The sequence below is a fragment of the Psychrobacter sanguinis genome (assembly GCF_020736705.1).
Classification (GTDB): Bacteria; Pseudomonadota; Gammaproteobacteria; order Pseudomonadales; family Moraxellaceae; genus Psychrobacter; species Psychrobacter sanguinis.
Window position 1 is genome coordinate 2,715,224 of record NZ_CP085990.1, and the last position, 26,128, is coordinate 2,741,351.

At 40.5% G+C, this 26,128-nt stretch carries 16 protein-coding genes and 2 pseudogenes; 9 read left to right on the forward strand and 9 right to left on the reverse strand.

All coding sequences use genetic code 11. From position 1 onward, the window contains the following. The first annotated feature begins 73 nt into the window (after positions 1-73). On the forward strand, positions 74-703 hold the full coding sequence (locus tag LK453_RS11455) for a phosphoadenosine phosphosulfate reductase domain-containing protein (protein ID WP_007393548.1): 630 nt from the start codon (positions 74-76) through the stop codon (positions 701-703). A 147-nt stretch (positions 704-850) separates the two neighbouring features. On the opposite strand, the gene LK453_RS11460 is transcribed toward LK453_RS11455, so the two are convergent. Beyond that, on the reverse strand, positions 851-1,210 hold the full coding sequence (locus tag LK453_RS11460; protein ID WP_201533942.1) for a hypothetical protein: 360 nt from the start codon (positions 1,208-1,210) through the stop codon (positions 851-853). Positions 1,211-1,416: 206 nt separating this feature from the next. On the opposite strand from LK453_RS11460, the gene cysG reads away from it, so the two are divergent. The 3 genes from cysG to LK453_RS11475 all read left to right on the forward strand — a co-directional run bounded on the left by cysG (position 1,417) and on the right by LK453_RS11475 (position 4,202). Next, on the forward strand, positions 1,417-2,895 hold the full coding sequence (gene cysG / locus LK453_RS11465; RefSeq protein WP_201533945.1) for a siroheme synthase CysG: 1,479 nt from the start codon (positions 1,417-1,419) through the stop codon (positions 2,893-2,895). A 408-nt stretch (positions 2,896-3,303) separates the two neighbouring features. Continuing rightward, positions 3,304-3,870, forward strand: coding sequence for a hypothetical protein (locus LK453_RS11470; RefSeq protein ID WP_201541597.1), 567 nt, complete (start codon positions 3,304-3,306; stop codon positions 3,868-3,870). A gap of 125 nt (positions 3,871-3,995) precedes the next feature. Beyond that, positions 3,996-4,202 carry a hypothetical protein gene (locus LK453_RS11475; RefSeq protein WP_201533952.1) on the forward strand — a complete coding sequence of 69 codons (207 nt, stop codon included), beginning with the start codon at positions 3,996-3,998 and terminating at the stop codon, positions 4,200-4,202. A 298-nt stretch (positions 4,203-4,500) separates the two neighbouring features. Here the strand turns inward: LK453_RS11475 and LK453_RS11480 are convergent, their stop codons facing one another. Both LK453_RS11480 and LK453_RS11485 read right to left on the reverse strand, forming a co-directional pair. Continuing rightward, a complete protein-coding gene (locus tag LK453_RS11480; protein WP_201533955.1) occupies positions 4,501-5,457 on the reverse strand; it encodes an alpha/beta hydrolase family protein in 957 nt (318 codons plus the stop codon). A 240-nt stretch (positions 5,458-5,697) separates the two neighbouring features. Beyond that, positions 5,698-5,874: pseudogene (locus LK453_RS11485) on the reverse strand (DsbA family protein); the annotation flags it as partial. A gap of 275 nt (positions 5,875-6,149) precedes the next feature. Between LK453_RS11485 and LK453_RS11490 the strand changes: the two are divergent. After that, entirely contained in the window at positions 6,150-6,611 is a 462-nt protein-coding gene (locus LK453_RS11490) for a winged helix-turn-helix transcriptional regulator (RefSeq protein WP_201533972.1), read from the forward strand. 1,186 nt (positions 6,612-7,797) lie between these two features. Next, positions 7,798-7,890 (forward strand): annotated as a pseudogene (locus LK453_RS14415) (type II toxin-antitoxin system YafQ family toxin); the annotation flags it as partial. A gap of 74 nt (positions 7,891-7,964) precedes the next feature. Here the strand turns inward: LK453_RS14415 and LK453_RS11500 are convergent. Next, the gene (locus tag LK453_RS11500) at positions 7,965-8,984 is read right to left on the reverse strand and encodes an IS701 family transposase (protein ID WP_227945173.1); all 1,020 of its coding nucleotides are present in this window, start codon (positions 8,982-8,984) and stop codon (positions 7,965-7,967) included. Positions 8,985-9,084: 100 nt separating this feature from the next. On the opposite strand from LK453_RS11500, the gene LK453_RS11505 reads away from it, so the two are divergent. Beyond that, the gene (locus LK453_RS11505) at positions 9,085-9,630 is read left to right on the forward strand and encodes a hypothetical protein (protein WP_201541884.1); all 546 of its coding nucleotides are present in this window, start codon (positions 9,085-9,087) and stop codon (positions 9,628-9,630) included. Positions 9,631-10,082: 452 nt separating this feature from the next. On the opposite strand, the gene LK453_RS11510 is transcribed toward LK453_RS11505, so the two are convergent. Beyond that, positions 10,083-10,856 carry a SpoIIAA family protein gene (locus tag LK453_RS11510; RefSeq protein ID WP_201533978.1) on the reverse strand — a complete coding sequence of 258 codons (774 nt, stop codon included), beginning with the start codon at positions 10,854-10,856 and terminating at the stop codon, positions 10,083-10,085. Between the two features lie 269 nt (positions 10,857-11,125). Further along, positions 11,126-12,337 carry a methyltransferase gene (locus tag LK453_RS11515; RefSeq protein ID WP_201533981.1) on the reverse strand — a complete coding sequence of 404 codons (1,212 nt, stop codon included), beginning with the start codon at positions 12,335-12,337 and terminating at the stop codon, positions 11,126-11,128. A 232-nt stretch (positions 12,338-12,569) separates the two neighbouring features. Here LK453_RS11515 and LK453_RS11520 point away from each other — a divergent pair, with 232 nt between their 5' ends. Continuing rightward, a complete protein-coding gene (locus LK453_RS11520) occupies positions 12,570-14,204 on the forward strand; it encodes an exonuclease SbcCD subunit D C-terminal domain-containing protein (protein WP_201533984.1) in 1,635 nt (544 codons plus the stop codon). A 109-nt stretch (positions 14,205-14,313) separates the two neighbouring features. Beyond that, on the forward strand, positions 14,314-18,330 hold the full coding sequence (locus LK453_RS11525) for an AAA family ATPase (protein WP_201541886.1): 4,017 nt from the start codon (positions 14,314-14,316) through the stop codon (positions 18,328-18,330). 111 nt (positions 18,331-18,441) lie between these two features. Here the strand turns inward: LK453_RS11525 and bilR are convergent, their stop codons facing one another. From bilR to LK453_RS11540, 3 genes are all read right to left on the reverse strand, one after another. After that, entirely contained in the window at positions 18,442-20,406 is a 1,965-nt protein-coding gene (gene bilR / locus LK453_RS11530) for a bilirubin reductase, long form (protein ID WP_201534002.1), read from the reverse strand. 113 nt (positions 20,407-20,519) lie between these two features. Beyond that, positions 20,520-20,801, reverse strand: coding sequence for a colicin immunity domain-containing protein (locus LK453_RS11535; protein WP_201534005.1), 282 nt, complete (start codon positions 20,799-20,801; stop codon positions 20,520-20,522). Positions 20,802-21,006: 205 nt separating this feature from the next. After that, positions 21,007-25,872: an NAD-glutamate dehydrogenase gene (locus tag LK453_RS11540; protein WP_201534008.1), complete on the reverse strand. Its 4,866-nt coding sequence runs from the start codon at positions 25,870-25,872 to the stop codon at positions 21,007-21,009. Between the last annotated feature and the right edge of the window lie 256 nt (positions 25,873-26,128).

A 26,128-nucleotide genomic window follows, 5' to 3' on the forward strand; every position in this document is an offset into this window, starting at 1 on the left:
GTGAAACAAGTAAGTTAATCATAACAACCTATTTAATTTTTTTGATTTTAAAACCAATAATTAAGGATTTAGTATGACTATCGAAATTAATCTTGATCAAGCCAACCAAGAGCTTCATGGCAAAACCCCAGAGCAAATCGTTGAGTGGGCATTGGCCAAAGCCGAAAACCCAATCATCACTACTAACTTCCGTCCTTACGAATCAGCCATCTTGCATTTAGTGGCTAAGCAAAAACCAGACATCACGGTATTGTGGGTAGACTCTGGTTATAACACCCGTGCTACTTATGACTTCGCTAACAAGCTTATCAAAGACTTAAACCTAAACGTGGTAACTTATATCCCTCAGCAAACCAGTGCTCACCGTGACGCGACCATGAACGGCATCCCAAGTGTCAATAATCCACTACATGATGAGTTTACAGAGCAGGTTAAGCTTGAACCATTTAGACGTGCGCTTAGCGAGTTAAAGCCGGACGTATGGTTTAACGCTATTCGTAAAGATCAGACTGAATTCCGTCAAGGTCTTGATGTGCTAAGTCAGTCAAAAGACGGTGTGTTGAAAGTAGCGCCTTTGTTCTACAAAAACGATAAAGATTTAGACGCTTACTTAGAAGAAAACAACTTACCTAACGAGTTCGATTACTTCGACCCTACTAAAGTGGAAGAAAATCGTGAGTGTGGTCTACATACTCAGCTATAAGTTTTATTAGTTAATTAATAGCTTTTAAGCTTCAATAACTTTAAAACAAAAAATACCGCCTAGCTTATGTTAGGCGGTGTTTTTTTATGAGAGAGATTTTTGAATTTAATGCATCAGTCAAATATTAGTTTTTCAGACGAATAGCTGTTAAGGCTCATACTTACCCTTTACCGCATTATGAAGAAACTTAACCAGAAGAATACCTCCCATTATCATTAAAAAAGTATTTCTTATACCTCTATCCAGATTAAAAACTTTTTCTAACCCATTGAAAGTAATCCATCCTGCAAGCACCATCATCCACAAATGATAATCGCCGCCCTTAATGGCTTTAAGCAGCTCAGATACTATAAGCGTAACCCCTAACACTATATCGAAAGAACCTCTAGGTAGAGTATCAGGGAATAAATAATAGGCTGCGCCATATATAGTAACCAGTGCTAAGCCAATGTAGCTATAAATTCTTAGATCTTGTTCTGGTTTAGGATTGTCTAGATTTTTATTCATACAGTCTCCTAAATTAAAGTGCGGTAATGCAGTGGAGTTTGTCCATCGCAATAATCTAAGTATATATCGGCTTGTTAAGTCGTATTTAAATATTAAAATCAATTTCTTATGATAAATATGAATTAAGTAATATCAACTTCTATGATGTTAGTTATAGGTTAATAAGCCATAATGACTTCATATTCTATATTTTAAGTTTCTGAGTTATGAACACCTTTCCCCTATTTTTTAAATTGACCAATCAACCCGTGCTAATTGTCGGTGGTGGCGAAGTCGCTCAGCGTAAAGCGGACTTGTTATCTCGTGCTGGCGCGCGCATTACTATCTTAGCACCCCATATTAGCGAAGAAATAAAACAACTACTGTCCGATGACAAACACAGCTTAATCGCTGAGCAATATGATAAAAAGTATTTAACGGGTAAGCGTATCGTTATCGCTGGTACAGACGATGAAGCGTTAAACCATCACGTGCATGCTGACTGCCAAGCCTTGAATATCCCCGTCAATGTGGTTGATACCCCGCCCCTATGTGACTTTATCTTCCCCGCCATCGTTGATAGAAATCCCATTGTCATTGGCATTTCTTCAAATGGCAAAGCCCCAGTGCTGGCACGCTTAACCCGTGCTCGTTTAGAGACCCTAATCCCACAAGGTTATGGCAAATTGGCCAAGCTAGCCGGTGATATGCGTGATGAAGTTAAATCAAAAATACCAACCCTAACCGGACGCCGTCAGTTTTGGGAAAAAGCGTTTGAGGGTAAAGTTAGCGAGCTGATGTTTGCCGGACGTGAAGCCGATGCCGAACAAGCGTTAAAACAAGACTTAGCAGCCACGCACAGTCGATTATTAAACCAAAAAACCAATGATGGCTCTAATACTGATTTAGACAACCAGACCAATATTGGTGAAGTGTATATTGTTGGTGCTGGTCCAGGCGATCCTGAGCTACTGACCTTTAAGGCGCTACGCTTAATGCAACAAGCTGACATTGTGTATCACGATGCTCTAGTGTCTGATGCAGTACTTGATCTGTGTCGCCGTGATGCTGATAAGGTATTTGTCGGTAAAAAACGCAGCAATCATGCCGTAGCGCAACAAGGTATCAACCAGTTAATGATTGATGCTGCCAAATCAGGCAAGCGTGTGGTGCGTCTCAAAGGCGGCGACCCTTTTGTGTTTGGCCGTGGCGGTGAAGAAATACAAGCCTTACGTGCTGCTGGCATTCCGTATCAAGTAGTGCCTGGTATTACTGCCGCTGGGGCTGCCTCTTGTTATACTGGGATTCCGTTGACCCACCGTGACCATGCTCAGTCAGTCCGCTTCGTGACTGGATTCCTAAAATCCGGTGAGCCCAATACCGGCTTTGCTGCTTTGACCAATCCTGAGGAAACGGTGGTCTTTTATATGGGGCTGCATTCGATTGAGCGATTGACCAAGGGTCTTATGGATGCGGGACGAGATGCCAATACGCCGATTGCGATTATCTCTCAAGCCAGCTTGCCGACGCAGCAAGTCATGACCGGTACTCTACAAGACATCGTTGCCAAACATGAGGCCAATCCACTACCGACCCCTGCTTTATTGATTGTCGGTGCAGTGGCTCAACTGCACGATGAACTGGCTTGGTTTGGAGAGAATATTGTGGATACCGACCAACAGGCGCATGCGCTAAATATGGTCTAAAGCTTTAGAGTCAGTCTGCCTGATTTAAGCCAAAGGGTTTTATCTGTCATAGATAAAACCCTTTTTTATTGCTATTTTATAGGATAAATACTCTTTTTGGTTTTTCTAACAAAGGCCAATGTCTTTTGAAAAAACTTTATTTTTTGGTTAGATATTACATATTAAGAGGGATCAACACATAGTTCGGACCATATAGCCTGCTAAGAAATTTAGTCGACTAAAAAAGTATTCGAAATCACTGATATATGATTTTATATTTTAAGACTTGACTAAATCTCAATATATTATTATTTTAACAAGTGATTTTAGAAAAACTTGTTTAGGTTTATTGATTTAGCATCAAAAAAATGTACTTACCCTATTATAATTTCTGTTTTCTATGCTGACCCTTTTAAAAAAGGAATTTTTATGAAAAAGCTTGTAGCTTGTCTTTGTTTTTCCTTGGCTTGTATGTCTACCTCTCATGCTGAAACCATCGCTGGGTACAGCTTTGAAAAATACCCTGCTAAAATTTATAAGGGTAAAAAAGCACCTTTAAAATTAGGTGAGTGGAACTCTTTTCGTACTCGTCTGAAAGCAGCTCATAAAGATAGTGAAATTAATTTTGCAGGTAACTATATCGTAACAACCTGGGGTTGTGGTACAAGCTGTGTATCAGGGGCTATGATTGATAAACGTACTGGCAAAGTCTACGATATCCCATTAGGTGAAACTGAAGAAGGGCTCACCCCTTATGAAAGTGGCATGGAATGCGTAGCAGACGGAGCGGAACTTGATGACGACGAGCGTTTGGCTTTCTATCCCAACAGCCGCTTATTTATTACTCGCAATTGTGAAGGCGAGAAAGTTAACGAAACCACCGGTAAACAACTAATCACCTATCATGTCAATATTTGGGATGAAAAAACCAAAACATTCAAACTAAAAAAGGTTAATAAATCTAAACTTGTTAAAATGGACTACAGTGAATTTTAAACTACCTTTTATCTTGTATTTACCTTTTAGAGCCAAGTTTTTAGCTTAAACTTGGCTCATATCACCCCTACCTTTCTAATACCACAATACAGATATTTCGATTTTCAGAATTCATAGTACTACCTTTGGAATCTGCTCGCATTTTCTTACAAGCAGTTGATTTCAGGCTTGAAACTTGGAAACAGGCTGTAGAATCTGGTGAGCTAGATGAAAATGAAATTTCCGATGTAAACAACGATAGTATGCTACTACAAGGTGTACGAGATGAGCTTGAAATGAATTTAGCTGCACATCGGGGTCATGTTTTAGAACAATCGTTACTTAGGCGATAAGTTTATGCTTATGAGCTGCCATCCAATTAGATTTAAATGCATTAGACAGTCTATTTTAGAGGGTCTATTCTCTCACTACAATTAGCACTTGGATAGTTGTGCTAGGGTACAATCCTTGAAGCCTTAAAAGCCCTGTAGGATCAGAGAAATTAGTATAGATTTTTTATTGATTTTTAATCATGTCATTTATATTCAAAATAGTTCCAAAATTATTAAACAGCGGTTGAAGAATGTAACGGCTATCTGAAATGGTAAGTTATTTGAGATAGCCGCTACCGCTAGTAATGCAAGATAACGCTTAAGCGGCCTTAAGCCAGTCAACAGCCATCTGCCATAGTTCAGGTGCTTTTTTATTTGTTCTACGACTGAAGTAAAGCATATGACCTATACTATCGAGACCAAATTCTTTAGGGTCAAAAAAGCGTTTTTCTACTGGCATCTGACTGAACACTCGTATCATGTCATCCATGTTTTCGCTGTTGGCAATGTCGTCATCGCTAAAGCCTAACCATAGTGCTTTCATGGCAATGTCGTTATAAAAGTGCGTATGTATACTTTTACCAAACGCCGTTTTAATATAACCTGCGCCATTGCACCACTCGCTCCATTGACGAGCGACATTCTTAGGTAAAGGCGCACCCATGCCGACTTTATCTGAAGCGGTATAACCTAAAATCAGGTTGTTTAGGGGAATAAATATGTCCATAAAAAACTTAGCTTTAAGTCTATAGGACATCCTCATATTTTTAATGCGACCTGAGGAACAAGCGACATTAAATACTGAGGCGATAGACTCATAATTTGGCATCAAGCCAAACAGTTGACCGCCTGCGCTATGACCAATCAAATGATAAGAAGCGTCGGCAAATTCATCTTGCAAAGCATCGAGTACGGCCGGCATATCATAGCGTCCCCAGCTTATCAACGATGCGTCAGATTTTGCCAAGTCGGTAGTAAGCGAGTCGCCAATACCTTCATTGTCATAGGTTAGGATACCAAACCCATGTTCTGCTAAGTAAGTGGCAAAGTTATGATAAAACTGACGTTTAATACCTGTTGCAGGTGCCATCATAATCGCTTTTTTCACCGCACTTTTAGGACGATACACGGTTGCTGCCAGCACTTTATCGCGATCAGTCAGAATGCTCAGTGAATAAACTTCTATCTCAGTCTTAATATCAGCGCCAGTAGTTGCTTCTATAATATTGCCTTGTGACTTTAGGTTTTCAAAAGATGATGAGAGAGTGTCGTCCATAAATATACCTTAATATTCTTTTGTTTTTATTGATCCACTTCATTAGCAAAGATTGGCTATTATTTGCGATGAGTCAGTAATACTTAAATCCGAAAATAGGGTAGTTGAAAAGTGATAAATCATTGCCAATGTGTAGTAGCAGCCTCGTGATAGATACTTTATGGCAATGATTTTTGTCATCATTAAGAAAGAGCGCAATTTAAGCGCTCTCAACTTATTCAATATCGTTGCTAGTTAAGACTAAGCTTTTAAAGCAGTCTCAACGAAACCTAAGCGATCTTGCTTAAAAAACATTTTACCGTTCATGAAGAAAATAGGCGTACCAAAAATACCTCTTGCCGCAGCTTCTTCAGTAGTATCTTTCAAACGCTCCTGAAACTCAGTCTCGCTAATACGTGCCATAAAATCAGTCACGTCAGTGCCTTTACTATTCCACTAGCGGTTCCAATATCACTGAACAGTGAGCTAATTTTTTCAACATTCCTTTCGGTCACGCATAAGGGAAAACTTTCTCTTGTAAAACGTCTCACAACAGCGCTACCAGTGGCATCGCCTGCACCACCTACAACCGCTAAAGGTGCTCAATACATCTCTATTTTCTTATAGGTTCCTTTTTAGAACTTACAAAAATATAGCTTCCTTTTTAGACTCTGTCAAGCTAATCTATTACTTATACATATAGGAGGTAGCATATGCGTTGGGATGAACTTGATAAACAACCTTGCTCAGTAGCCCGCACTTTGGCAGTCATTGGTGATCGTTGGACACTAATGATTTTACGTGACTGTTTTTTAGGTGTTAGACGTTTTGATATATTTGAGCAACGCTTAGGCATCACACGTCATGTCTTATCCGACCGGCTTCGTAAGCTAGTTGAATATGACGTTCTGAAAAAAGTAGCTTATCAACAGCACCCACTACGTGAGGAATACCGGTTGACAGAGCGTGGCTTAGATTTGCATCCAGTCGTTTTGGCACTGGTTAGCTGGGGAGATAAGCACATGGCTGATGAACGTGGTGCGCCGTTGCTACATAGGCATAAAGAATGTGGCCAAATAATGCATCCCGTAACGGTATGTTCAGAATGCCATGAACCAATTAATGCACGGGATATTGAGGTTGAAATAGGACCTGACTGGATAGGAGGGGATTAGTTTGGTCTATCAAGAGAGGGTTCTGCTAAAAAATTGCAAGCTAAAGGAATCACCACACACTTTGAACTAGCACTTACCTATGGACTATTACAGAATTTAGAATAGGGAGAATATGAACTACTCTGACAACTGCATACTCATTAAATCCTTATCTAACACTAGCAGCTCAATACCTGTATAGGTGATTAGCCACTATCTTTTAGCATTACCTACTATCACCTATAGAATGTTGTAAATAATATTATACATAGCGTCATATATTACAATTTAAGTCTTATAGGTATAGATACGAGTAAGAGAAAGGATTATTCGCTTCCTAATAGTAGTGTTAAATCTATAGCTAAATAATCACCACCTACCAAGTATGTTAGGTACTCTGATGATGACAGCCTATTATTAATACATGACCCCAAAGGGGTTTAATATTGGTAATATCATATCGCTATCAATGTGATAAATATATTAAACCAAAGCAAAAGACAAATCATATTTGCACACATAAGCCAGCAAGTGGATACTCAGTTCAAACTTGAGTTATCTTTAAAATAAGTAAAATTGCAGAGTATCCTATTAAGTACGCCAAAATCTTATATAGTTTTTGTTTAATATTAATGTTTCTTATTTTGAATAGGCGCTAAATTTAGTTAGTATTTAATTAAAATATTATTCAATAAACAGCTTTTTACGCAGTAACATGATAGTATGTTTAAACTACAATAAACAAACAATTAGAATAGATTTTATAATCTATTCAAAAAGTTTTGAATCTAAACGAAAAACTAGATTATTAATATAAGAGGCCTATGAAACAAAATAAAGATTTAACAATGAGAATACTACGAGTGATATGGGTATTAGGCATAATAGGATTTATAATTGTCTTGTGTATGTTCACATATCTGGGTTCTCTTGGTGAAGGGTTATCATTTGGATTATTAATAGGAATCTTATTTTCTACATTATATGCACTGGCTTTTACAATTATAATGCTATGCACACAATACATATTTCTTTCAACTTTCAGCGTGAAAAAATTATTTAGTTGATGCTTTACGTAAAACACTATCTTCAGCTATTAACCCCTCAATGGGCTGAAATAATCAATTGTTTAGCTAAAGAACAACCCTTGCCTGAGAAATACAAAGACCATGCATTACTAGCTAGCAACTAGTCAAACTGTCGAGACTGTCACGTTAAACCTGATTTAGTATTGATATATGAAATACAAGGTAGTGACATACTAGTACATAGGTTAGGTAGCCATAGTGAGCTTTTTTGACTGTCTAGAGTATTTGGATACTTTTAATCAAAAGGTAGGCGATTAATGAGTTTTAATTATTATAAAATTAGGACTTACGCAACAATCAGTCTAGGCGAGCGCAACTGCTCGCAGAGATAGTCATCCAGCAAGCCATGTTTTAACTGATATACCGTTTTCTTTGTCTGCCTAGCAATACGGGTCAAACTTATCCAAACTAATATAGAACAGCAAATATGATTGCGCTGAATACGTGCTTTTCGACACTGATTAGACTCTATACCTGTTAATTGCTTAATCTCACGATGAAACTGCTCAATTTTCCAGCGTATGGCGCACACCTGTTGTACGTCATCACGATTTGTTTGAGTGGTGTCGTTGGTTACGACCCAATCCGTGCGGTGAGTACTCACCACAACCCGAAACAGTTGCACTTTATAGTGTTTAGGAAATTTATTGATCTTAATTAATTTGCCATTATCTTGTTCGGCCTCAGTCCATTGTAAAGCACTGACTGAGGTATAAGCGCGTTGCCCCTTAGAATCATCAACCAAACGGTTGCTCTTAAGCGGACAGTAAAAGATTTTACCTAAACCATCAATGGTCAGCATGATATCTTTAGTGGCATACCAGCTGTCCATGAGCACCGTTTTAAATACCAATTGCTTGTACTCGATCGTGTGTCGTAACATATCTTCTAAATGATCAAGCTTGGTTTTACCATCGATGGCTTTGTCGTAAATACGGTAGTCAATAACCCAATACTGCTGGGTATGCGGGTTAACGTAGATGCAGTTTACAAGACCAATGCCTTTAATTAATCGTTTAGCATTGCCACTATATTGGCGGTTGACCAGTTCTATCTTATGACTGTGATCTTTGTCTAATACGGTGTCATCAAAGAGCAAGTAACCCTCAGCATCGGCGACAATGTCTTGTTTAACTTGTTCCCATACTAGACGAGGTTTGAGCTTGTCACCTTTAATATAACGGTTGATACGGTCATGACTGATGTTCTCAGGATGATGATCAGCATAGTTGGTGATGGTGTAGTTTATTTGGCTCACCATGAGATATTGGCAATAATCTAGTCGGGTTACTTTAGGCTTCTTCATGACTATTATGGTACTACGCTGTGCTTTAGGTTGGCAATATATCTCTGGTTTTGCGTAAGTCCTAAAAATTTCAAGATATGGTTCTGATGAACATAAGTTCATGTCCAAATGGACAAATATTGTTGATTACGTAGAAATATATGGTCATATAGAAATTAGTAATTATTTAAAACTAGAAAATAGCTTTATTAAGTTTTTAAAAATGTTTTATGACTTTTTTACGCAGCCTTTTAAGAGCTATGGGTATACTAGTCTAGCTTTTAATATAATTATATCTGAAGAATTAGATAGTAATAGGGATTCATTGCTTTATTACGGAATGACTGATACAGAAAAAAGATTAAATAAACTGAGCAAGTTAAACCTTAATAGTATTACAGAAGATGATGTTTCTTTTCTTTTTAGATGTTGGGTTAGAGGGCTATGTAGCTTATATTTCTTTGATATTGTTACTAATAGTTCTTTAAAGCCAATGGAGGACGATTTCTATTTCTCTTTAATATTGCAAGAAGATATCGAGCTTAACGAAATATTCAGTTATGTAGATGGAGTTCATGTTTATGTGGATTTCGATCACTATACTTCTAATGAGAGCTATATACCTCCTATAAATATAGGTGAGAAAATAAAAATAAATAATCCTTAATAAGGCGTACTCTTTTTTAGAAAAAATATTCCCTTCAAGCTATGCTCGCTGTTCAATTAAAGAACATGAGATCGAAAGACAGTTTACTGATTTTTCGGGATATGAAGTTTCGACTAATAGGTTTCATATAGAAGATTTTACAGACCAAGACCCGTTCATCCAGTCCATCATATTTTCTAACAAATTCAAGAAAAAATGGCTTATAGATTTCCCTTTAGAGAGAGTTAATATAATAATAGGTTTTCAAGAGGATGAGATTGGGAAGTTTGCAACTTTCACTTTTCACAAGAGTAGGAACGGTGAAGTAGTGCATGATATCAATAGCCTTGAATTATATGCTCAGCCTATATACGTTGAAGTTATATCTGGGCAGATCGACGCCTAAATAGAGCAGCCCCTCTTTTGAAGAACTGTCATTAAAAGTAAGTATGTGGTTTATCGTTCTATAGAGACTATTTCACCAGCTCAACGTCAAGCCATGCGAGTGCTTCACTTTCCTGATCATCGGTAAAGGCCTGCATATCCATTTTTGGGAATAATGGGTTTACTGTCTCAACGAGTTTACTCATCCAGTTTGGTGCCCCAACGATAGCGTAACGCTCTACCTTTTTCATGGTATCGATTTTCATAGATAACAAACCGCCACTATGCATTAGAATAGAAGGCTCAAAACCACTATAGTTTTTCATTCTAGCAAGTAGCCTTACGCTATCCTGACCCTCAAGAAATGCTTCAACTCTCTGTATGATGTTCGGTATTTCACTTGCAGACAACACACCGTCTACTTCAAAAGCAAGTACATTGCCTTTATTGGTAGGTAAAAAACGAATAGCACTGCTCTTTGCTAAAGACAGCTCAGACTTCTCGGCCGCCCAACTTAGCGCGGCATCGGATTCATTTGAGGAAAATACTTTCATCTCTATCATAGGAAATAGTCGATCAGCAAGCGAGATAGCAGCTTTTGGCCATTCTTTATCCGATACAAAAGCACATCTATTAAGCTGTTTTATATGCCTAAATAGTTCCATGTCCGCTTTAGTCCCCTCTACTATCGAGTTTGCGGTCATGTCATTCAGCTTTGTAACGTCGATGTAGAGACCAATTTGATCATGCTCTTGTAGTTTTTTTTCAAGAACTTTGCGATATCCTTGCAATCCTTCGCCGGTTAAAGTGCCTTCGAGTGCTAGGGCGATCACATGATCTGGTGCCGTTATTTGCTTTAACATATTAACATCCTTATTTTAGTTAACTTTCAGATTTAGCAAAGCTTAGCAAACAGTAGTTCTTCTTTAGCTATCAAAGGCTCATAGCTTTGCACTTAAACGCTCAAGTGAGCGAATGCTTGTATTGAATAAAGGACTACTCGTGTTCATCGACTTTTTGCTCTGTTTAGATAAAAATTCATAGTTATATCTCTTATAAGACTGATGGTCAAAGTTAGATAAAAAAAACGGGCGTGTTTGATAGCTATAAAGCTATTGATAGCCCAGTACGTTTACCACAAACACCAAAGTGAAGTCACCTCCGCACTACGCGCAGCAAATAACGGATCGCTTTCATCTTGGCTTTTGCCATGCGTTGGTTCAGTATCCAGGCGATATTTAACTTTCAAGCCAGCATCTTCAATCCAGCCTATTAAATCCTCACGAGTACGTAACTGTAAATGCTCGGCTAAGTCTGACAGTATTAGCCAAACCTCTCCTGACTCTGTCAAATGCTGCTTTGCTCCCATTAAAAAGCCACGAAGCATGGCACTATTGGCATCATATACTGCATACTCTAATGGCGAGCTAGGCTTGGCAGGTAACCAAGGCGGATTACAAACTATTAGATTGGCTTTAGGAACATCGCTCGGAAATAAATCAGCTTGCTGCAACTGTACATTGGATAGACCTAAACGATCAAAATTATCCTGAGCACAATCCAAGGCACGCGGATTTAAGTCAGTAGCAATAATTTGCTTAAAACCACGCTTGGCCAATACGATGGCCAGTAAACCTGTACCAGTACCAATGTCATAAGCAACATCACAGCTATCAGGTAAAGGTGCATCAAGCAGTAATTGCACATATTCCTGACGGGTAGGTGCAAACACACCGTAATGGGGATGGACCGATATGCCCAAGGATTTAACTGGAACGCCTTTTTTACGCCATTGTGCGGCTCCTAGTGCGCCTTGCAGATCGCGAAAGGAGAGTACGCAAGACTCATCCATCTCACCAAAAGCAGCAGTACAATCAGCGCTTATATCAGGAGCACGGCGTAGTTGGCTTTTATAACCGGCATCTAGTTGTAATAGCAGACGGCCTAACAGTCGCGAACGTTGCGATTGCGTTTGGCGGTTTTGATGAAATAGATTGGGAAGATCTTCTGAATTTGCCAATGATTTTGAGTCAGCCGACTCTTGCTTAGCTTTTTTATTGGCTTTTTCTACTTTGCGTTGTTCAGCCTGGTCAATGCGACGCTGTAAAGCTTGGATTAGTTGCTTGGCATTGTGATAGTCACCGCGCCACAGCATTGAGGTTCCGGCATTCGCCAAGCGATAGGCTTCATCGGCTGTGGTGGTGTCATCGACTATAACAATACGTTTGGGCGGAGCATGGTTACTTTGTGATAACCAGCGGGCTTTGTGCTGGGTACTGCCCTCTTCCCACTGTAGATATTGACTTGATTTTATTAACACGGACTTACCTTTATATTTCAACATATTTAATAGTATTTCAATCAGGCATCATACACTAAATACGCTGCGACCTTCCAATAACCCAGTTTTATTATTCAATTCTATCTCTTTATTATTCGCCTCTGTATAACGATACGTCTGGTTATCTGAGCAGTCATAAACCCGCTTAAAATTATTTGTGGTATGATATTTTAGTCCTCAGCACTGCCTTTACTTGAGCAGATTTTTCACCCCTCATTGCGTTGTATTTGTCTCTATGTCGAACTCTAACAAACATCCTATTATTAAGCCCTTAACTATACTGCATACCTCAGACTGGCACTTAGGTCGTAGGTTGTATGGACAAATGCGCTATGACGAGTTTCAAGCCTTCTTGAACTGGCTAACTGAGACCATTGAAGCACAAAAGGTAGATGTGCTAATTGTCGCGGGTGATATCTTCGATACTATGACGCCGAGTAACCGTGCTCAAAGTTTGTACTACCAGTTTTTAGGCACGGTCTCTAGCTTATATTGCGAACATGTGGTGATTGTCTCTGGTAACCATGACTCCCCTACTTTTTTGGACGCGCCGGCCAATGTTCTTAAATTCTTAAATGTTCATGTGATTGGGACGGCATGTGAGAATATAGAAGATGAGGTGTTGGTATTAAAAGATAAAAATAATCAACCTCAATGTGTGATAGCAGCGGTACCTTACCTTCGTGATCGAGACGTGAGAAGTAGCCAAGCGGGTGAATCAGGACAAGACAAAGACGCCAATGTTCTGACCGGTATTAATCAGCACTATGATAAGGTTGCTGAAATTGCCAAAGCTAAGCAAAGTCAGCTTATTGAACAACATAACTATTATGTGCCAATCATAGCCACCGGTCATCTTTTCACCGCTGGGGGCAGAACCACAGAAGATGATGGGGTACGTGACCTTTACGTCGGCTCTTTAGGCAAGGTTTCGGTCGATATGTTTGATAAATGCTTCGATTACGTGGCACTAGGTCATCTACATGTGCCACAAAAAGTGGGGAACTGTGAACACATACGCTATAGTGGCTCCCCTATTGCCATGGGCTTTGGGGAAGCTCGTCAACAAAAGCAGGTGTTACTTATCCAATTTGCGGAAAGCGTTAGCTTAGACAGTTTTATTACACAACCGCTTAAATCTGAACCATTGGCTGAGCTTTCTTCATCTGCACCTAATAATCAATCTTCTAATGAGCAATCTTCTAACGACAAGCTCTCCAATAACAAACCATCCAAAAGTACTGCATCGAAAAAAGACAGTTTCTTCGTCGGAGATTTATTTGCTGATTTGGAAGAAGACTTAGATGATGGTTTGAACCTAGACAGTAGCTTAAATGATAAGTTAGACGATGCGTCAGAAAATGAATTTCATATTGATTCAAATGAGACATGGGCGGATGAGGTAATAACTCATAGCCCTTCAACCGAACAAATAAAACTGCTGCATTCAGATGACGATAAGCAAATGCACGTCATTTCTTTGGCCATTCCTTGCTTCCAAAAATTGCAGCAAATCTCAGGTGATTTGCAGCAAATAACCTCTCACATTCAACAGTTGCCTAAGTCTGAAAGTATTTGGTTAGAAGTTATTTATAAAGGCGATGAGGTTGTTAGTGATTTACGTGAGCAAATACATGCTTTGATTGAAGATACCTCGTTTGACGTACTGAAAATCAAAAACATCAATGTGTACAATAAAATTCTCACTGCTGAATCAACTTCTGAAACGCTACAGGACCTTAACGAACAGCAGGTATTTGAACGCTGTTTAACTTTAAATAAAATTCCTGACTCTCAGCGACCTAGCTTACTAGAAGCTTACTCTGAAATACTTCATGAGATTCATCATGAAGATAAAATGGCAGAGTAACTGATTGGCAGTGAGCAACAGATATTAAAATTAAACAGTGATACTGAATAAGTCCTATCTATAAAACACATTTAATGAGTATTAAATACAACCAACGGTTTCCAAATCCATGCGACTGATTGAATTACGACTAAAAAATCTAAACTCTCTCAAGGGAGAATGGCACATTGACTTTAGTGATGATGCCTTTGTTAATGAAGGTATATTTGCCATTACCGGTCAAACGGGTGCTGGCAAGACCACTATTTTAGATGCCATTTGCCTAGCATTATATGGCGAAACCCCGCGTATTAGTAATATCAGTAAGTCGACTAATGAAGTGATGACCCGTCAAACTGCCGACTGTTTTGCCGAAATAGTCATTGATATAGATGGCTTTCACTATCGCTGTCATTGGAGCCAACGCCGTGCGCATGGTAAGGTTGATGGCAACTTACAAGATGCGACGCATGAAATCTCTCATGCCAACAGTCAGGGCTCGGTCAAGGCGGGCGAGATTATCGAACATAAGTCTTCATTGACGAAGAAAAAAATTATTGAATTGACCCGCATGGATTTTCAGCAGTTCACTCGGTCTATTTTATTGGCTCAAGGTAGTTTTGCGGCATTTTTAAGCGCCAAAGCGGATGAACGTGCCGATATCTTAGAAAAGATTACCGGTACCGATATTTACGCGACTATTTCCCAACGTACGTTTGAGAAGGTGCGTGATAAACAAGCTAAGTTGAGCGAACTGGAAGCCACATTGAAAGGCTTAGCGTTACTAGATCCAGAACAAGAAGCTCAATTAAAGACAGAGGCTAACACTCTAACCAAAACCCTTAATGAGCATCGCCTTGAGATTGATAGCCTCAACAAAAAAATAAAATGGTGTGAAGACGTCAGTGAATTGAGCGAACAATTGGTTCAGTTTCAGGAAACTTTAGTACAAAGCAAACAAGCTCAAGCAGACTTTACTGCTGAAGCGCAACGTTTGGACAATGCCAATAAAGCATTAGAGATTGAGGGTGTATTTAATCAATTACAACATAAACGCCAAGCGCATGAGTCACTAGCCAAAGAGTTGCATACTGTAGATGAACAACTTCCTGTCGTCCAACATCAACTGACCACAGAGTCTGAGCAGCTATCACAGTCTATAAAGGCTGAAAAAGAGGCTGCTGATAAATTAAATAAAGCGTTGCCAATCATTGCCAAAACCCGTGAACTAGATGCCGAGATTGCTCAGCAACAATACAGCTTTGATCAAAACAATGCTCAGAAAAACAAGCTTAGCAATGCATCAACCGCTCTAAATCAACAACTTCAACAGTACCGTAATGAGTGCGATAATAAGCACCTTGAATTGGCTAGTCTTAACCAATATTTCACGGAAAATAGTCAGTATCAGCAATTAGCAGAAGACATTATAAGTCTCGACAAACTTTGCGTTCAATTAAAGGGTACGCTTCAAAGCGCCCAAACCGCTTATGAAAATAAAAAAAATAAGCTTAATGAACAACATGAACAACATGCCAAGTTAGAGTCATTAATCACTACTCAAGCGGATATAGAAACTGAACTTAAGCAAAAGCAGTCCAAGCTATTATCTTTACAACAACGCCAAGAAGCCTTATTGCAGGGTCAATCAATAGCCAACCTTAGAGAGCAACAAGAATATATTGATCATACCTCTGCCCTTTTGCAACAGCTCAACCAGCAATTAAACGACATTGAACAGTTACGAGACCAACTTGACGCCAATCAGCAGACCACAGCAGCGTTAAAAATCAAAACTGATGAAGAGCAACAGCAAATAAATGAGTATGAGCAAAAGTTGTCTGACTTAAAGTCACAACGTAAAGATAAACAGCTTACTCTAGAGCAACAGCGACAAATCTTCCAGCTTCAAGCTAAGCTAGAGGACTATATAGACCTACTTGAGACGAATAAGCCCTGCCCTCTGTGTGGCTCTACGAAACATCCCTATTTGGATAGCGAAGATGACAATCTTACTCACCCTGCTAATAAGAGCGACTCTGAACAACAGGCAATTTTGGCCGAAATAAACCAACAAATACAGACTGTTGACGATCAAATCGAACAGCTTGATACTCACTTAAGTCAATGCAGAGTCAATTTGGCGACTGCAGAGCATGATCTGAACCAAAAGCAAAATCAGTTTAACGACTTTATCAATCAGCTCAATACCAAAGTCAGTCAATGTCAGCAGCAAGTTTTTAGTGTTAAAGACAGCGCTACTGACTATGGCAATAATGCAGTCTCAGTGCAGAGTTTGCTCGCTAAATTCCAAGTTATCGCGCCTATTGAAATGCTAGTGACTCAGCTTAATGGTTTGGACGGTAATAATTTAAGTCAACTTCAGCAAACACTTAGTGCGGTTAAAGATAGCCCACAATCCGCTATTGAATCGATAAGATTGACTATTGAAGCCTTAACCACGCTTAAACAAGGCATTAAAAAGACAATAGAAGATGATAGTGAACTGACAACTGAGAAACAGCAGGTTGAAGACGATGTCAGAGGCCTTGATTCTAAGCTGAAAATTATTATAAGTGATAGTAATAATATTAAATATGGCTTGGATTATTTACAAAAAGGCTTGCTAGAAGTAGATCAACAAATCACTGGTTTTTATGATTCTATTTCTACTGGTGTTGATCAGTTACAGCAATTAGTCGCTAAATATCAAACCCATAAAGATCATACTGATGATGAGTCTAATAATGTGCAACATTGCCTGCAGCAAACCTTTGAGACCTTGAATCGATTACACGGCAGTATTGCTAATAAACAAGGTTTATCCGAGAATCATGAAGAGTCAGTACTTACGCCACTGCGTAATCTGCGCACCTCGTTAAAAGCAATGCTCGACACCTATAAGGCAAAATCTGACCTTAAACTGCAAATTACCAATCAGCTTGAAACCTTATCGGTGCAAATTACAGACAGAGAACATCGAATCTCAGAGACTGAAGTAGACATCAAACAGTTAAGCCAAACTATCTCAGCGCAGTCGCAGCAGATTGAACAATTGCGCCAACGACGTAGCGTATTATTTGGAGAAAAAGACTTACAGTCAGAAGAAAACCAATTACGCTCACAGCTTGATATAGCGAGAAACACGCTAACGAAAATCAAAGAAAAACACTCTGCTACTGAGTATCAAATTAAACAATTGACTGACAGTAAGACCCTAAAAGAAGATCAACTGGGTGTGTTAAATACTGACCTAAGCCAGCAAGAAACAGTGTTTACCTCAATGCTTGCTGAACAATGTTTTGACAATGAACAAGACTTCTTACAAGCTCGCCTGCCTAAACACGAACGTGACCAACTGAGCAGCCAAAAGCAGCAAATCGCTCAAGCATTACAGTTGGCACAAAACTCGGTCTCAACGACTGAAACCAAGCTTAGAGAGAAACAGGAAAACCCATTAACCACAGAAGATAAACTCGTACTTGAAAATCAACGTGCTGAAAAACAGAAGTTGGCTGATCAACTAATCGAACAATTAGGCGCTATTAATCAGCAGCTTAAAACCAATGAGGAACGTAAAGGCGAGCAGCAATCACAGCTTGCAATCATTGCTCAACAGAAGCAAGACCTTAAAGTCTGGCAACAGTTAAATGAACTAATCGGCTCTGCTACCGGTAAGAAATTCCGCACCTTTGCTCAAGGGCTGACGTTTGACATCATGGTTGCCAATGCCAATACCCAACTTCAGAAGATGAGCGATCGTTACTTGTTAATACGAGATGAAGAAAGTCCGTTAGAGCTAAATGTTATTGATAATTATCAAGCTGGCGAGGTTCGCGGTACCAAAAACTTGTCTGGTGGTGAAGGCTTTATTATCAGTCTGGCTTTAGCGTTGGGACTGTCTAATATGGCTAGCCATAATATCCGAGTTGATTCACTGTTCTTAGATGAAGGATTCGGTACATTAGATGAGGATTCGTTGGATATCGCCCTTAACACCTTAACTGGCCTACAACAGGAAGGGAAACTAATCGGGGTTATCTCTCACGTTCAAGCCTTGAAAGAACGTATTCATACACAGATTAAGGTGGAGAAACTTTCAGGTGGGCACAGTCAGATTAGTGGTCCTGGTTGTTTGCGGGTTTAGAGTTTTGGGGTTTTGGACTATGATGCCACTACCCCAAAACAAAACCGCTCAGATAGATCACTTCAAATGAAATTGCTCAAACAACACAACTCAGATTTAAAGAGCTAAATTCTATATCCAATTAGCAGCATCATAGGCAGTTTTTATCGCATGCGAGATATCCGCTACCTTCACACAGTCTCCCACCTCAACAACCTCAATGCCTTGTGCCAATAAGTCACTGCTATCAAAGACTTGTGGACGTGCTCCACTAGCGATAACCGCATAATCCGCAAAAAAAGGAATAATGTTGCCTTGCTGATCTTCACAAGCAATATTTAATTCATACGATGATAATTGATTTTCTTGAGCCTCCTGAAAGTGCTTTGGCTCAATGCGAGTCACCTTAAGACCTGGATGCTGAGTAACCCCATAACGACGGTAGGTTTCTAGGACACTCGGCAATACTGTAATACCGATGCCCGCCCCTACTTTATCACTCATCTCGATAATCGCTACTTGGCATCCTTGCTCTGCAAGGTATTCAGCAGTCTCACAGCCAACGATGCCACCACCGATGATAACCACACGCCCTGCAACTTTTTGCTCACCTGCCAGCACTTTCCAAGCATCGAAAACTTGAGAGTCGTCTATACCAACAATAGGCGGCATAAAGCTATTGGCACCAGTAGCAACGATTACTGAATCTGGCGATAAAGCGAGAATACTATCCGTATCAGCTTCAGAACCTTGGTGAATCTGTACGCCAGTTTGATGACAGGCCTGAGTTAAATCTTCGATACTGCGACGAATTTCAATCTTCCGAGGTGGTATTGAGGCAATATTAAGCTGACCGCCCAGATAGTTTTGCTTTTCAAACAGCGTCACTTCGTGACCTTTAGTAGCGGCCACTCGAGCCGCCTCTAGTCCAGCAGGACCACCGCCAATTACCACTACCTTTTTACGCTGCTCAGCAGGGGTAATGAATCGAACCGCTTCGAAACCATTCTCGGCATTCACCACACAAGCGATAAACGAACGATTGAGGACAGTATCAACACAGCCTTCATTACAGCCTATGCAGCGGATGATGTCTTGCGGACGACCAGCAACAGTTTTATTTACCCAATCAGGATCAGCAAGTAAAGCGCGGCCTATACCGATCATATCCGCTTTGCCCTCATTCAGTAGTGCTTCTGACATAGCAGGGTCTATAATGCGTCCAGAAGTACTGACTGGAATTGAAATCACCTGCTTTACTGAGGCAGTGATATCTGCAAAGAAACAATAAGGCTGCACACCCATCGGCGGAATAGTATCCGCCATATTACCCGTGTGATTCGCCTGAGCCACATGCAGCATATCTACGCCAGCCTGCTCAAGCCACTGAGCAAATATCGGTGCTTCATCAATGCTTACCCCACCCTTGCCTCGTTCAGGCGTAATTACCGGTAGCTTGTATTCAATGACCATTTCAGGCACAGTAGCCCTCATGGCTTGTACCAGCATCAGAGCAAATCGAGTACGGTTCTCTAAAGAACCCCCAAACTCATCGCTACGGGTATTCATGATTGGACTACACAATGCTCCGACCAATCTGTCTCCATGAATACTAACCACATCAACACCCGCCCGCTGAGCACGTAAGGCACAGGCACACATCTTATCGATAATTTGATCTAGTGTCTCTGGCGTTACCTCATTCACAAAATGATCCATGTCATGATGCAGTTGAGATCGCACTTCCTGCATTTTACCCGCCGCAAATAAGGCATTAAGCGCTTCACTGTTATATTCAGGATGGAATATCTGTACCCCAAGTTTTGCGCCATAAGCATGGACATTGTCAGCCAATTGTCGAAAGCTGTCGATTTGACTGTCCTCATAAAGTTTTGGGGTAACTGCAAAGCTAGGAATGGGCGCCACATCGCCTAACACGATATAACCGACACCGCCCTCTGCTAGGCGAGTATAAAAGGCGCGACTTTGCTCACTGATGGTGCCGTCTTTGTCTTCGTAACCCGTAGTTAAAGGGGGAAATAAGACGCGGTTTTTAAAAACGTGACCGTTAATGGTGATAGGCTGTAATATATTCATGGTGTTCTCTAAGTGTCTCTGGCTTGAGCCAATGATGGCTTCAATATCTATAATGCCAATATCTGTCGGGGTAAATTCATAAATGTTAATCTTATAGAATCTTAGATCAATTCTTAAATTATTTTATCTAACTTCAATTTATCTAACTCTAATTTAACATTTAAACGCAATTTATCTTCATCAAATTCATAATCCTCTCTATCAGACTCAGGATTATAAAGATCTGCCATTAAAAATATTGTTGAGTTGACCTGACTTAATATCCCTGAATCCTTAGAAGCTAGATCTAAATCCCTTTCAATTTTCCATAATTCAATGTAAGCATCTGCAAATATATCAGCAGTTAGTCTTTCGTTGACAAAGGATTCAGCAAACTTAGATAAAACTATACTCATCTTAGCACTCCGTTTTTAGTTACTTTGGTTAATTAATCCTGCAACTATCCCCTAAAATAATATCTCTAAAAATATATTTGAATAAAACATTCAAAAAAAGTCATATGTTAAAACAGATAAGTCAGTTAAAACTTCTAACAATAAAAATCCCCCTTTAACTAAAAGAGGGATTGTTTATGGTTTGGCTTATAAATTATAAAGTGTCTTACTCAGCAATCAGCTTATTAATCTCACTAATCATCACCGATAAAGCCGACAAGCTTACTTGTGTGCCATTAAGCTTAGACATTTGGCTCGCCATCGTATCAATAGCCTGCTGGTGCGTTTTTTGCCACTGCTGCAATGCGTCAACCGGTTGTTGCTGCGACAATAGCGTGGTCATCATCTGACGCAAGCTACGACTTAACTCATTAAATAACGCATAACGAGCCCTTCTGTCCCAGTGATCCTGCTGTGGTAACTGCTCCACTTGCAGCATTAGCCAGTCAATATGAAGATTTTGGTAAACCTCAAAATACAGCTGAGTAATCTCTTCAACAGGACGGTCATATTTCTCTGCCAATAAAGCCGTGTCCAATGCATCGATAGCATAAGGCAATATAGCGAAGATTTGCGCATTATCATTATCTAAGCCTAAATCAGTTAACTCAGTCACATCTTGTTCTAAATGCGACTCAAATTGAGTAGCAATGATACCTTGAGGCTGGATTAGTTCAGCGACGCTATTTTGGAAACGCTCAATAGTATCGGCCACTTGCAGCTCACTACCAAAGGCATTTATTAACCACACAATACCCTGTTCCATTACCGCACGAATTCTCAATTCTAGCTGTAATAAGGTTGCCGCATCTACTTGGTTATCAAGTGATTCAAGCGTTTTCCAGCTATCACTAATTTGGAAGATATCTCTAACAATGGCATAGGCACGACTCAATGTCGCCACACCTTGATCGGTCTCTTCAAACAGGCGGAATATAGCTTCAATGCCCAAACGATTAACCACGCTATTGGTCAAATAAGTGCTGATGATTTCACGATGTAAGCGGTGACGGGTCATCTCATCGAAAAATTCACCTGCCAGCTGATCAGGGAAGTATTTACGCAGCTCATTAGCAAAGTACGGATTATCAGGTAAGTCAGACTCTAACAGTTGCTCATAGACCCACATTTTGCCATAAGCTAATATTACCGACAGTTCAGGACGCGTCATGCCAGTGCCCGCTGCCATACGCTGCTCAATAATCTCATCACTCGGCAAGAACTCTATCGCTCTGTCCAATCGACCTTCTGCTTCTAAATAGTCAATGATGCGCTTATGATCGGTCAGGTTATCTGCCCCATCAAGATGGCTTAACTCTATGGCTTGAGGTTGTAAGTAGTTTTGGCGCAACACCAGCTGAGCCACCTCATCGGTCATACTCTTTAACAGCTCATTACGCTGCTTGGTGGTCATGTCCCCTTGTTCAACGACTTTGCCCAGTAAGATTTTGATATTAACTTCATGGTCTGAGCAGTTGACACCCGCTGAATTATCGATAGCATCAGTATATAACTGACCGCCTTGGTTATCAGGACCACCCTGTAAGGCGAATTCAATACGCCCTCGCTGAGTACAGCCTAAGTTACCGCCTTCACCAAGCACTTTGGCTCGAATATCTTCTCCATTAACACGTACTGCGTCGTTGGCACGGTCACCCACATCAGCATGGCTCTCGTCCTTGCTTTTGACATAAGTACCAATGCCGCCATTCCAGATAAGGTCAACAGGGGCTTTTAGTAAGCGACTGATTAACTCATTGGGATTTAGGCTGTCTTCTTCTATATCAAAAGCCGCTTTCATCTCATCACTGATGCTAATCGACTTATCTTGACGAGAAAACACCCCGCCGCCTTGGCTAATTAAGGACTTGTCATAATCATCCCACGTTGAACGGGATAGGTTAAACAAACGCTCACGCTCTGCATAAGAGGCTTGGGTATCAGGGTTAGGATCAATAAAGATGTGTAGATGGTTAAAGGCGGCTTGTAGTTTGATGTGCTTCGATAACAGCATGCCATTGCCGAATACATCACCACTCATATCGCCAATACCGACCACGGTAAAGTCATCTTTATTTTGAATATTCATTCCGAGCATTCTAAAGTGACGCTTGACTGATTCCCATGCGCCGCGAGCAGTGATACCCATCGCTTTGTGGTCATAACCTACTGAGCCACCTGACGCGAAAGCATCATCTAACCAGAATCCGTATTCTGCGGCTACGCCATTGGCAATGTCTGAGAAGCTGGCTGTGCCTTTATCGGCGGCCACTACCAAGTAAGGGTCGTCCTCATCGTGGCGCACGGTATTGTCAGGATGCACTACCTTACCATCGACTAAGTTATCAGTCACATCAAGCATACCGCGTAAGAAGGTCTGATAACACTCGATTCCCTCTTTTTGGAATGCGTCTCGACCATCAGCTGGGCTTTTTTGTTTAACAATAAAGCCGCCTTTGGAACCGACTGGCACAATCACCGCATTTTTAACCATTTGTGCTTTGACAAGGCCCAGTACTTCGGTACGGAAGTCCTCCATACGATCTGACCAACGCAAACCACCACGGGCCACTTTGCCACCGCGTAAATGAATGGCTTCTACGCGAGGCGAATACACAAATATTTCAAACATAGGTTTGGGTTTGGGTAAGTTAGGAATTTCGCTGGCAGCAAACTTAAAGGACAAGCGGTCTTTACGGTTGCCATCGCTATCACACTGGTAGAAGTTGGTGCGCAGCATCGCATTGATTAAATCTAAATACCAACGCAAGATTCGGTCTTCATCTAAGCTTTCAACGTTGGCCAATGCGGTTTTTAATTGCTCTTGGCAGGCTGCTGTTTTTGAAACTCGTTCCTGCTCACTGTATTCAGGATTCATACGGGCATCAAACAAGTCGGCTATCATTACCGCAATGTCGCCATTTTTGACTAAAGTTTGTTTGATATATTGGCTTGAGAAAGGCGCTTTGGCCTGCAAGATATAACGCATTAACGCACGTAGTATCACGACTTCGAAAGTACCTAAGCGGGTTGCCAAAATCAGCTCGTTAAGCGAATCGCTTTCTACTCGACCTGCCCAAATCTGTGCCAAGCTGTCTTCAAATTGCTCGCGTACCACGGCCAAATCAATGCTTTTGGCATTGTGCAGAGTCAGCTCATATTCTTGTAGCCACATAGGCTGCTCTGGCACTTCAAACTCGTAAGTTTGCGCAGAAACAACGGATACCCCAAAGTCTTCTAAAATAGGTAAAATATTGGATAAAATAGTTGGCTTATCTAGACCATATAGCTTTAAATGTAGTTGATTACTCTCATCCCCTGTCGACTGGTACAGTTTCCAAATCATTGGGTTGCTGCGACTTAAACTGGCCAAGCGCTTGGTATCTGTTACCCCTGTGCGTACATCGAAGCGCTCTTTATAAGCGGCGGGAATAGTATGTAGATAACGCTTGAACAAACTATTGGCTTTTTGCTCCCCTAACGTCTCTAGCATCACCTGCTGATATTGATCGCTCCAGCCTTCCATTAAGGCATTAAGATCATCTTCTAATTGTTCTAAATCAACGTCATTAATCTGGCCAGGCTCAGTACGGACGTGGACATGAACGCGGGCATGATCTGACTCGTCAAATTCCGTGGTAAAGCCAGAGGAGATACCATTAAAGGCATCTACCAACGCTTGCTGCATTCGCATACGCATACTGGTGTTAAATTTATCGCGTGGAATATAGACCAAGCACGACACAAAGCGCTGATAGTGATCGACACGGCTAAATAAACGCAGACGTTTTTTGTCTTTTAATTGAGCAATGCCTGATACGATTGGATACAGCTCATCAATACTTGCCTGGAATAAGTCATCGCGCGGCAAGGTATTAATAATATGCATATATTTATGGTAGTTGTAGCCATTGGTTGGAAAATCAGCTTTTTCCATGATTTTATTAGCTTTTTCACGCAGTAGCGGAATGTGCTGTACACTTAACTGGTAGGCTTGTGAGGTGAATAAACCAATAAAGCGATATTCTCCAACCAGACGACCCGAGGCATCGTATTTGTGTATGCCCAAGAAGTCCATGTACACAGAGCGGTGAATCGGAGACATCTGGCTGGATTTCGATAGCAATACCACACGCGGAATGGTCAGTAGCGCTTTTAAACTATTGGGCAATTGGGCAAAGCTTCTTGAAGGTGTGTCTTCAGAAACCCCATTTAATAGACCCAGTCCACTATGGGCCACAGAGATTAAATCTATGTCAGCCGCCGCTTCTTCAGAGAGCACTGCAGATGCCTGTTTTTCAGTATTGTCTACACCTTCAATACGATATTCTCTAAAACCTAAGAAGATAAAATTATCCTCTGCAATCCACTGCAAAAAGGCTTTAATTTCCTCAGTAGTATGATAAACCTCAGGAACTTGGACCGTGTCCATCTCTTCGGTAATTTGTTTCAGCTTACTGCACATGGCCTGCCAGTCACCGACCACCGTGTCCAAAGTGGTGATTCTCTCTTTGATAACTCGCTGTAAGGCATCCATGGTCTCGCTATCGGTACGTTCAATCTCACAATGTATCAACGACAGATAATGAGTATCACTGTCTTGCACATCTTCAATACTCATAATTTCACCTGATTCATTACGCTCTATATCAATAATGGTGTTGTGAATACGGTGTACTTCAAGCCCTTCTTCTTCGATACACATAGTTAACGTATCTACTAAGAATGGACGGTTAAAGGCGACCACTTGCAAGATAGTATGACTGCTATGAAAGTGCTGCTCTTCAACACAGGGGTTAAACAAGCGCAGTATCGGCTGATTGTCCTGATAAGATTTCAACAGCACAAAATGATGCAGTGCCATGCCTGCCAAATCTGCATCAGACTCCCTTTGAGCGATACGAGCTTCAAGATTGTGGTAATAGACAGCGATAAACTCTTGTACTAGATTCTGGTCTTTATTAACATAGCCACTGGCAATATTGCTAATGTTTTCAAGACGTTCAGCGCTTAAAGAAAACGTGTTCTTCATTTGGAATCCTTTCTAATTATTTATTATAAATTTTAAGATAAGAGTCTTTGGCAATATAGACTGTTGACTCTATGCCTATATTCTACTTGATGCATTAACGCTACTGAGTATTGATTTGAGACAAAAGTGTTTAAAAAGGTTGCACTACTCTACATTGGCCTATACTGGTTTATAACGCTTATTAACTTATAAGTTAGGGTGTCAGGTGTCGTTGATAACAGCATGACAGTAGCGATGAAAAATGGATATTTGAACA

Excerpts from the sequence above, each read along its gene's own strand:
- LK453_RS11455 (WP_007393548.1), top strand. The coding sequence starts at position 74 with ATGACTATCGAAATTAATCTTGATCAAGCCAACCAAGAGCTTCATGGC.
- LK453_RS11500 (WP_227945173.1), bottom strand. The coding sequence starts at position 8,984 with ATGAAGAAGCCTAAAGTAACCCGACTAGATTATTGCCAATATCTCATG.
- LK453_RS11490 (WP_201533972.1), top strand. The coding sequence starts at position 6,150 with ATGCGTTGGGATGAACTTGATAAACAACCTTGCTCAGTAGCCCGCACT.
- LK453_RS11480 (WP_201533955.1), bottom strand. The coding sequence starts at position 5,457 with ATGGACGACACTCTCTCATCATCTTTTGAAAACCTAAAGTCACAAGGC.
- LK453_RS11540 (WP_201534008.1), bottom strand. The coding sequence starts at position 25,872 with ATGAAGAACACGTTTTCTTTAAGCGCTGAACGTCTTGAAAACATTAGC.
- LK453_RS11535 (WP_201534005.1), bottom strand. The coding sequence starts at position 20,801 with ATGAGTATAGTTTTATCTAAGTTTGCTGAATCCTTTGTCAACGAAAGA.
- bilR (WP_201534002.1), bottom strand. The coding sequence starts at position 20,406 with ATGAATATATTACAGCCTATCACCATTAACGGTCACGTTTTTAAAAAC.
- cysG (WP_201533945.1), top strand. The coding sequence starts at position 1,417 with ATGAACACCTTTCCCCTATTTTTTAAATTGACCAATCAACCCGTGCTA.
- LK453_RS11470 (WP_201541597.1), top strand. The coding sequence starts at position 3,304 with ATGAAAAAGCTTGTAGCTTGTCTTTGTTTTTCCTTGGCTTGTATGTCT.
- LK453_RS11510 (WP_201533978.1), bottom strand. The coding sequence starts at position 10,856 with ATGTTAAAGCAAATAACGGCACCAGATCATGTGATCGCCCTAGCACTC.
- LK453_RS11525 (WP_201541886.1), top strand. The coding sequence starts at position 14,314 with ATGCGACTGATTGAATTACGACTAAAAAATCTAAACTCTCTCAAGGGA.
- LK453_RS11520 (WP_201533984.1), top strand. The coding sequence starts at position 12,570 with ATGTCGAACTCTAACAAACATCCTATTATTAAGCCCTTAACTATACTG.
- LK453_RS11460 (WP_201533942.1), bottom strand. The coding sequence starts at position 1,210 with ATGAATAAAAATCTAGACAATCCTAAACCAGAACAAGATCTAAGAATT.
- LK453_RS11505 (WP_201541884.1), top strand. The coding sequence starts at position 9,085 with ATGTCCAAATGGACAAATATTGTTGATTACGTAGAAATATATGGTCAT.
- LK453_RS11515 (WP_201533981.1), bottom strand. The coding sequence starts at position 12,337 with ATGTTGAAATATAAAGGTAAGTCCGTGTTAATAAAATCAAGTCAATAT.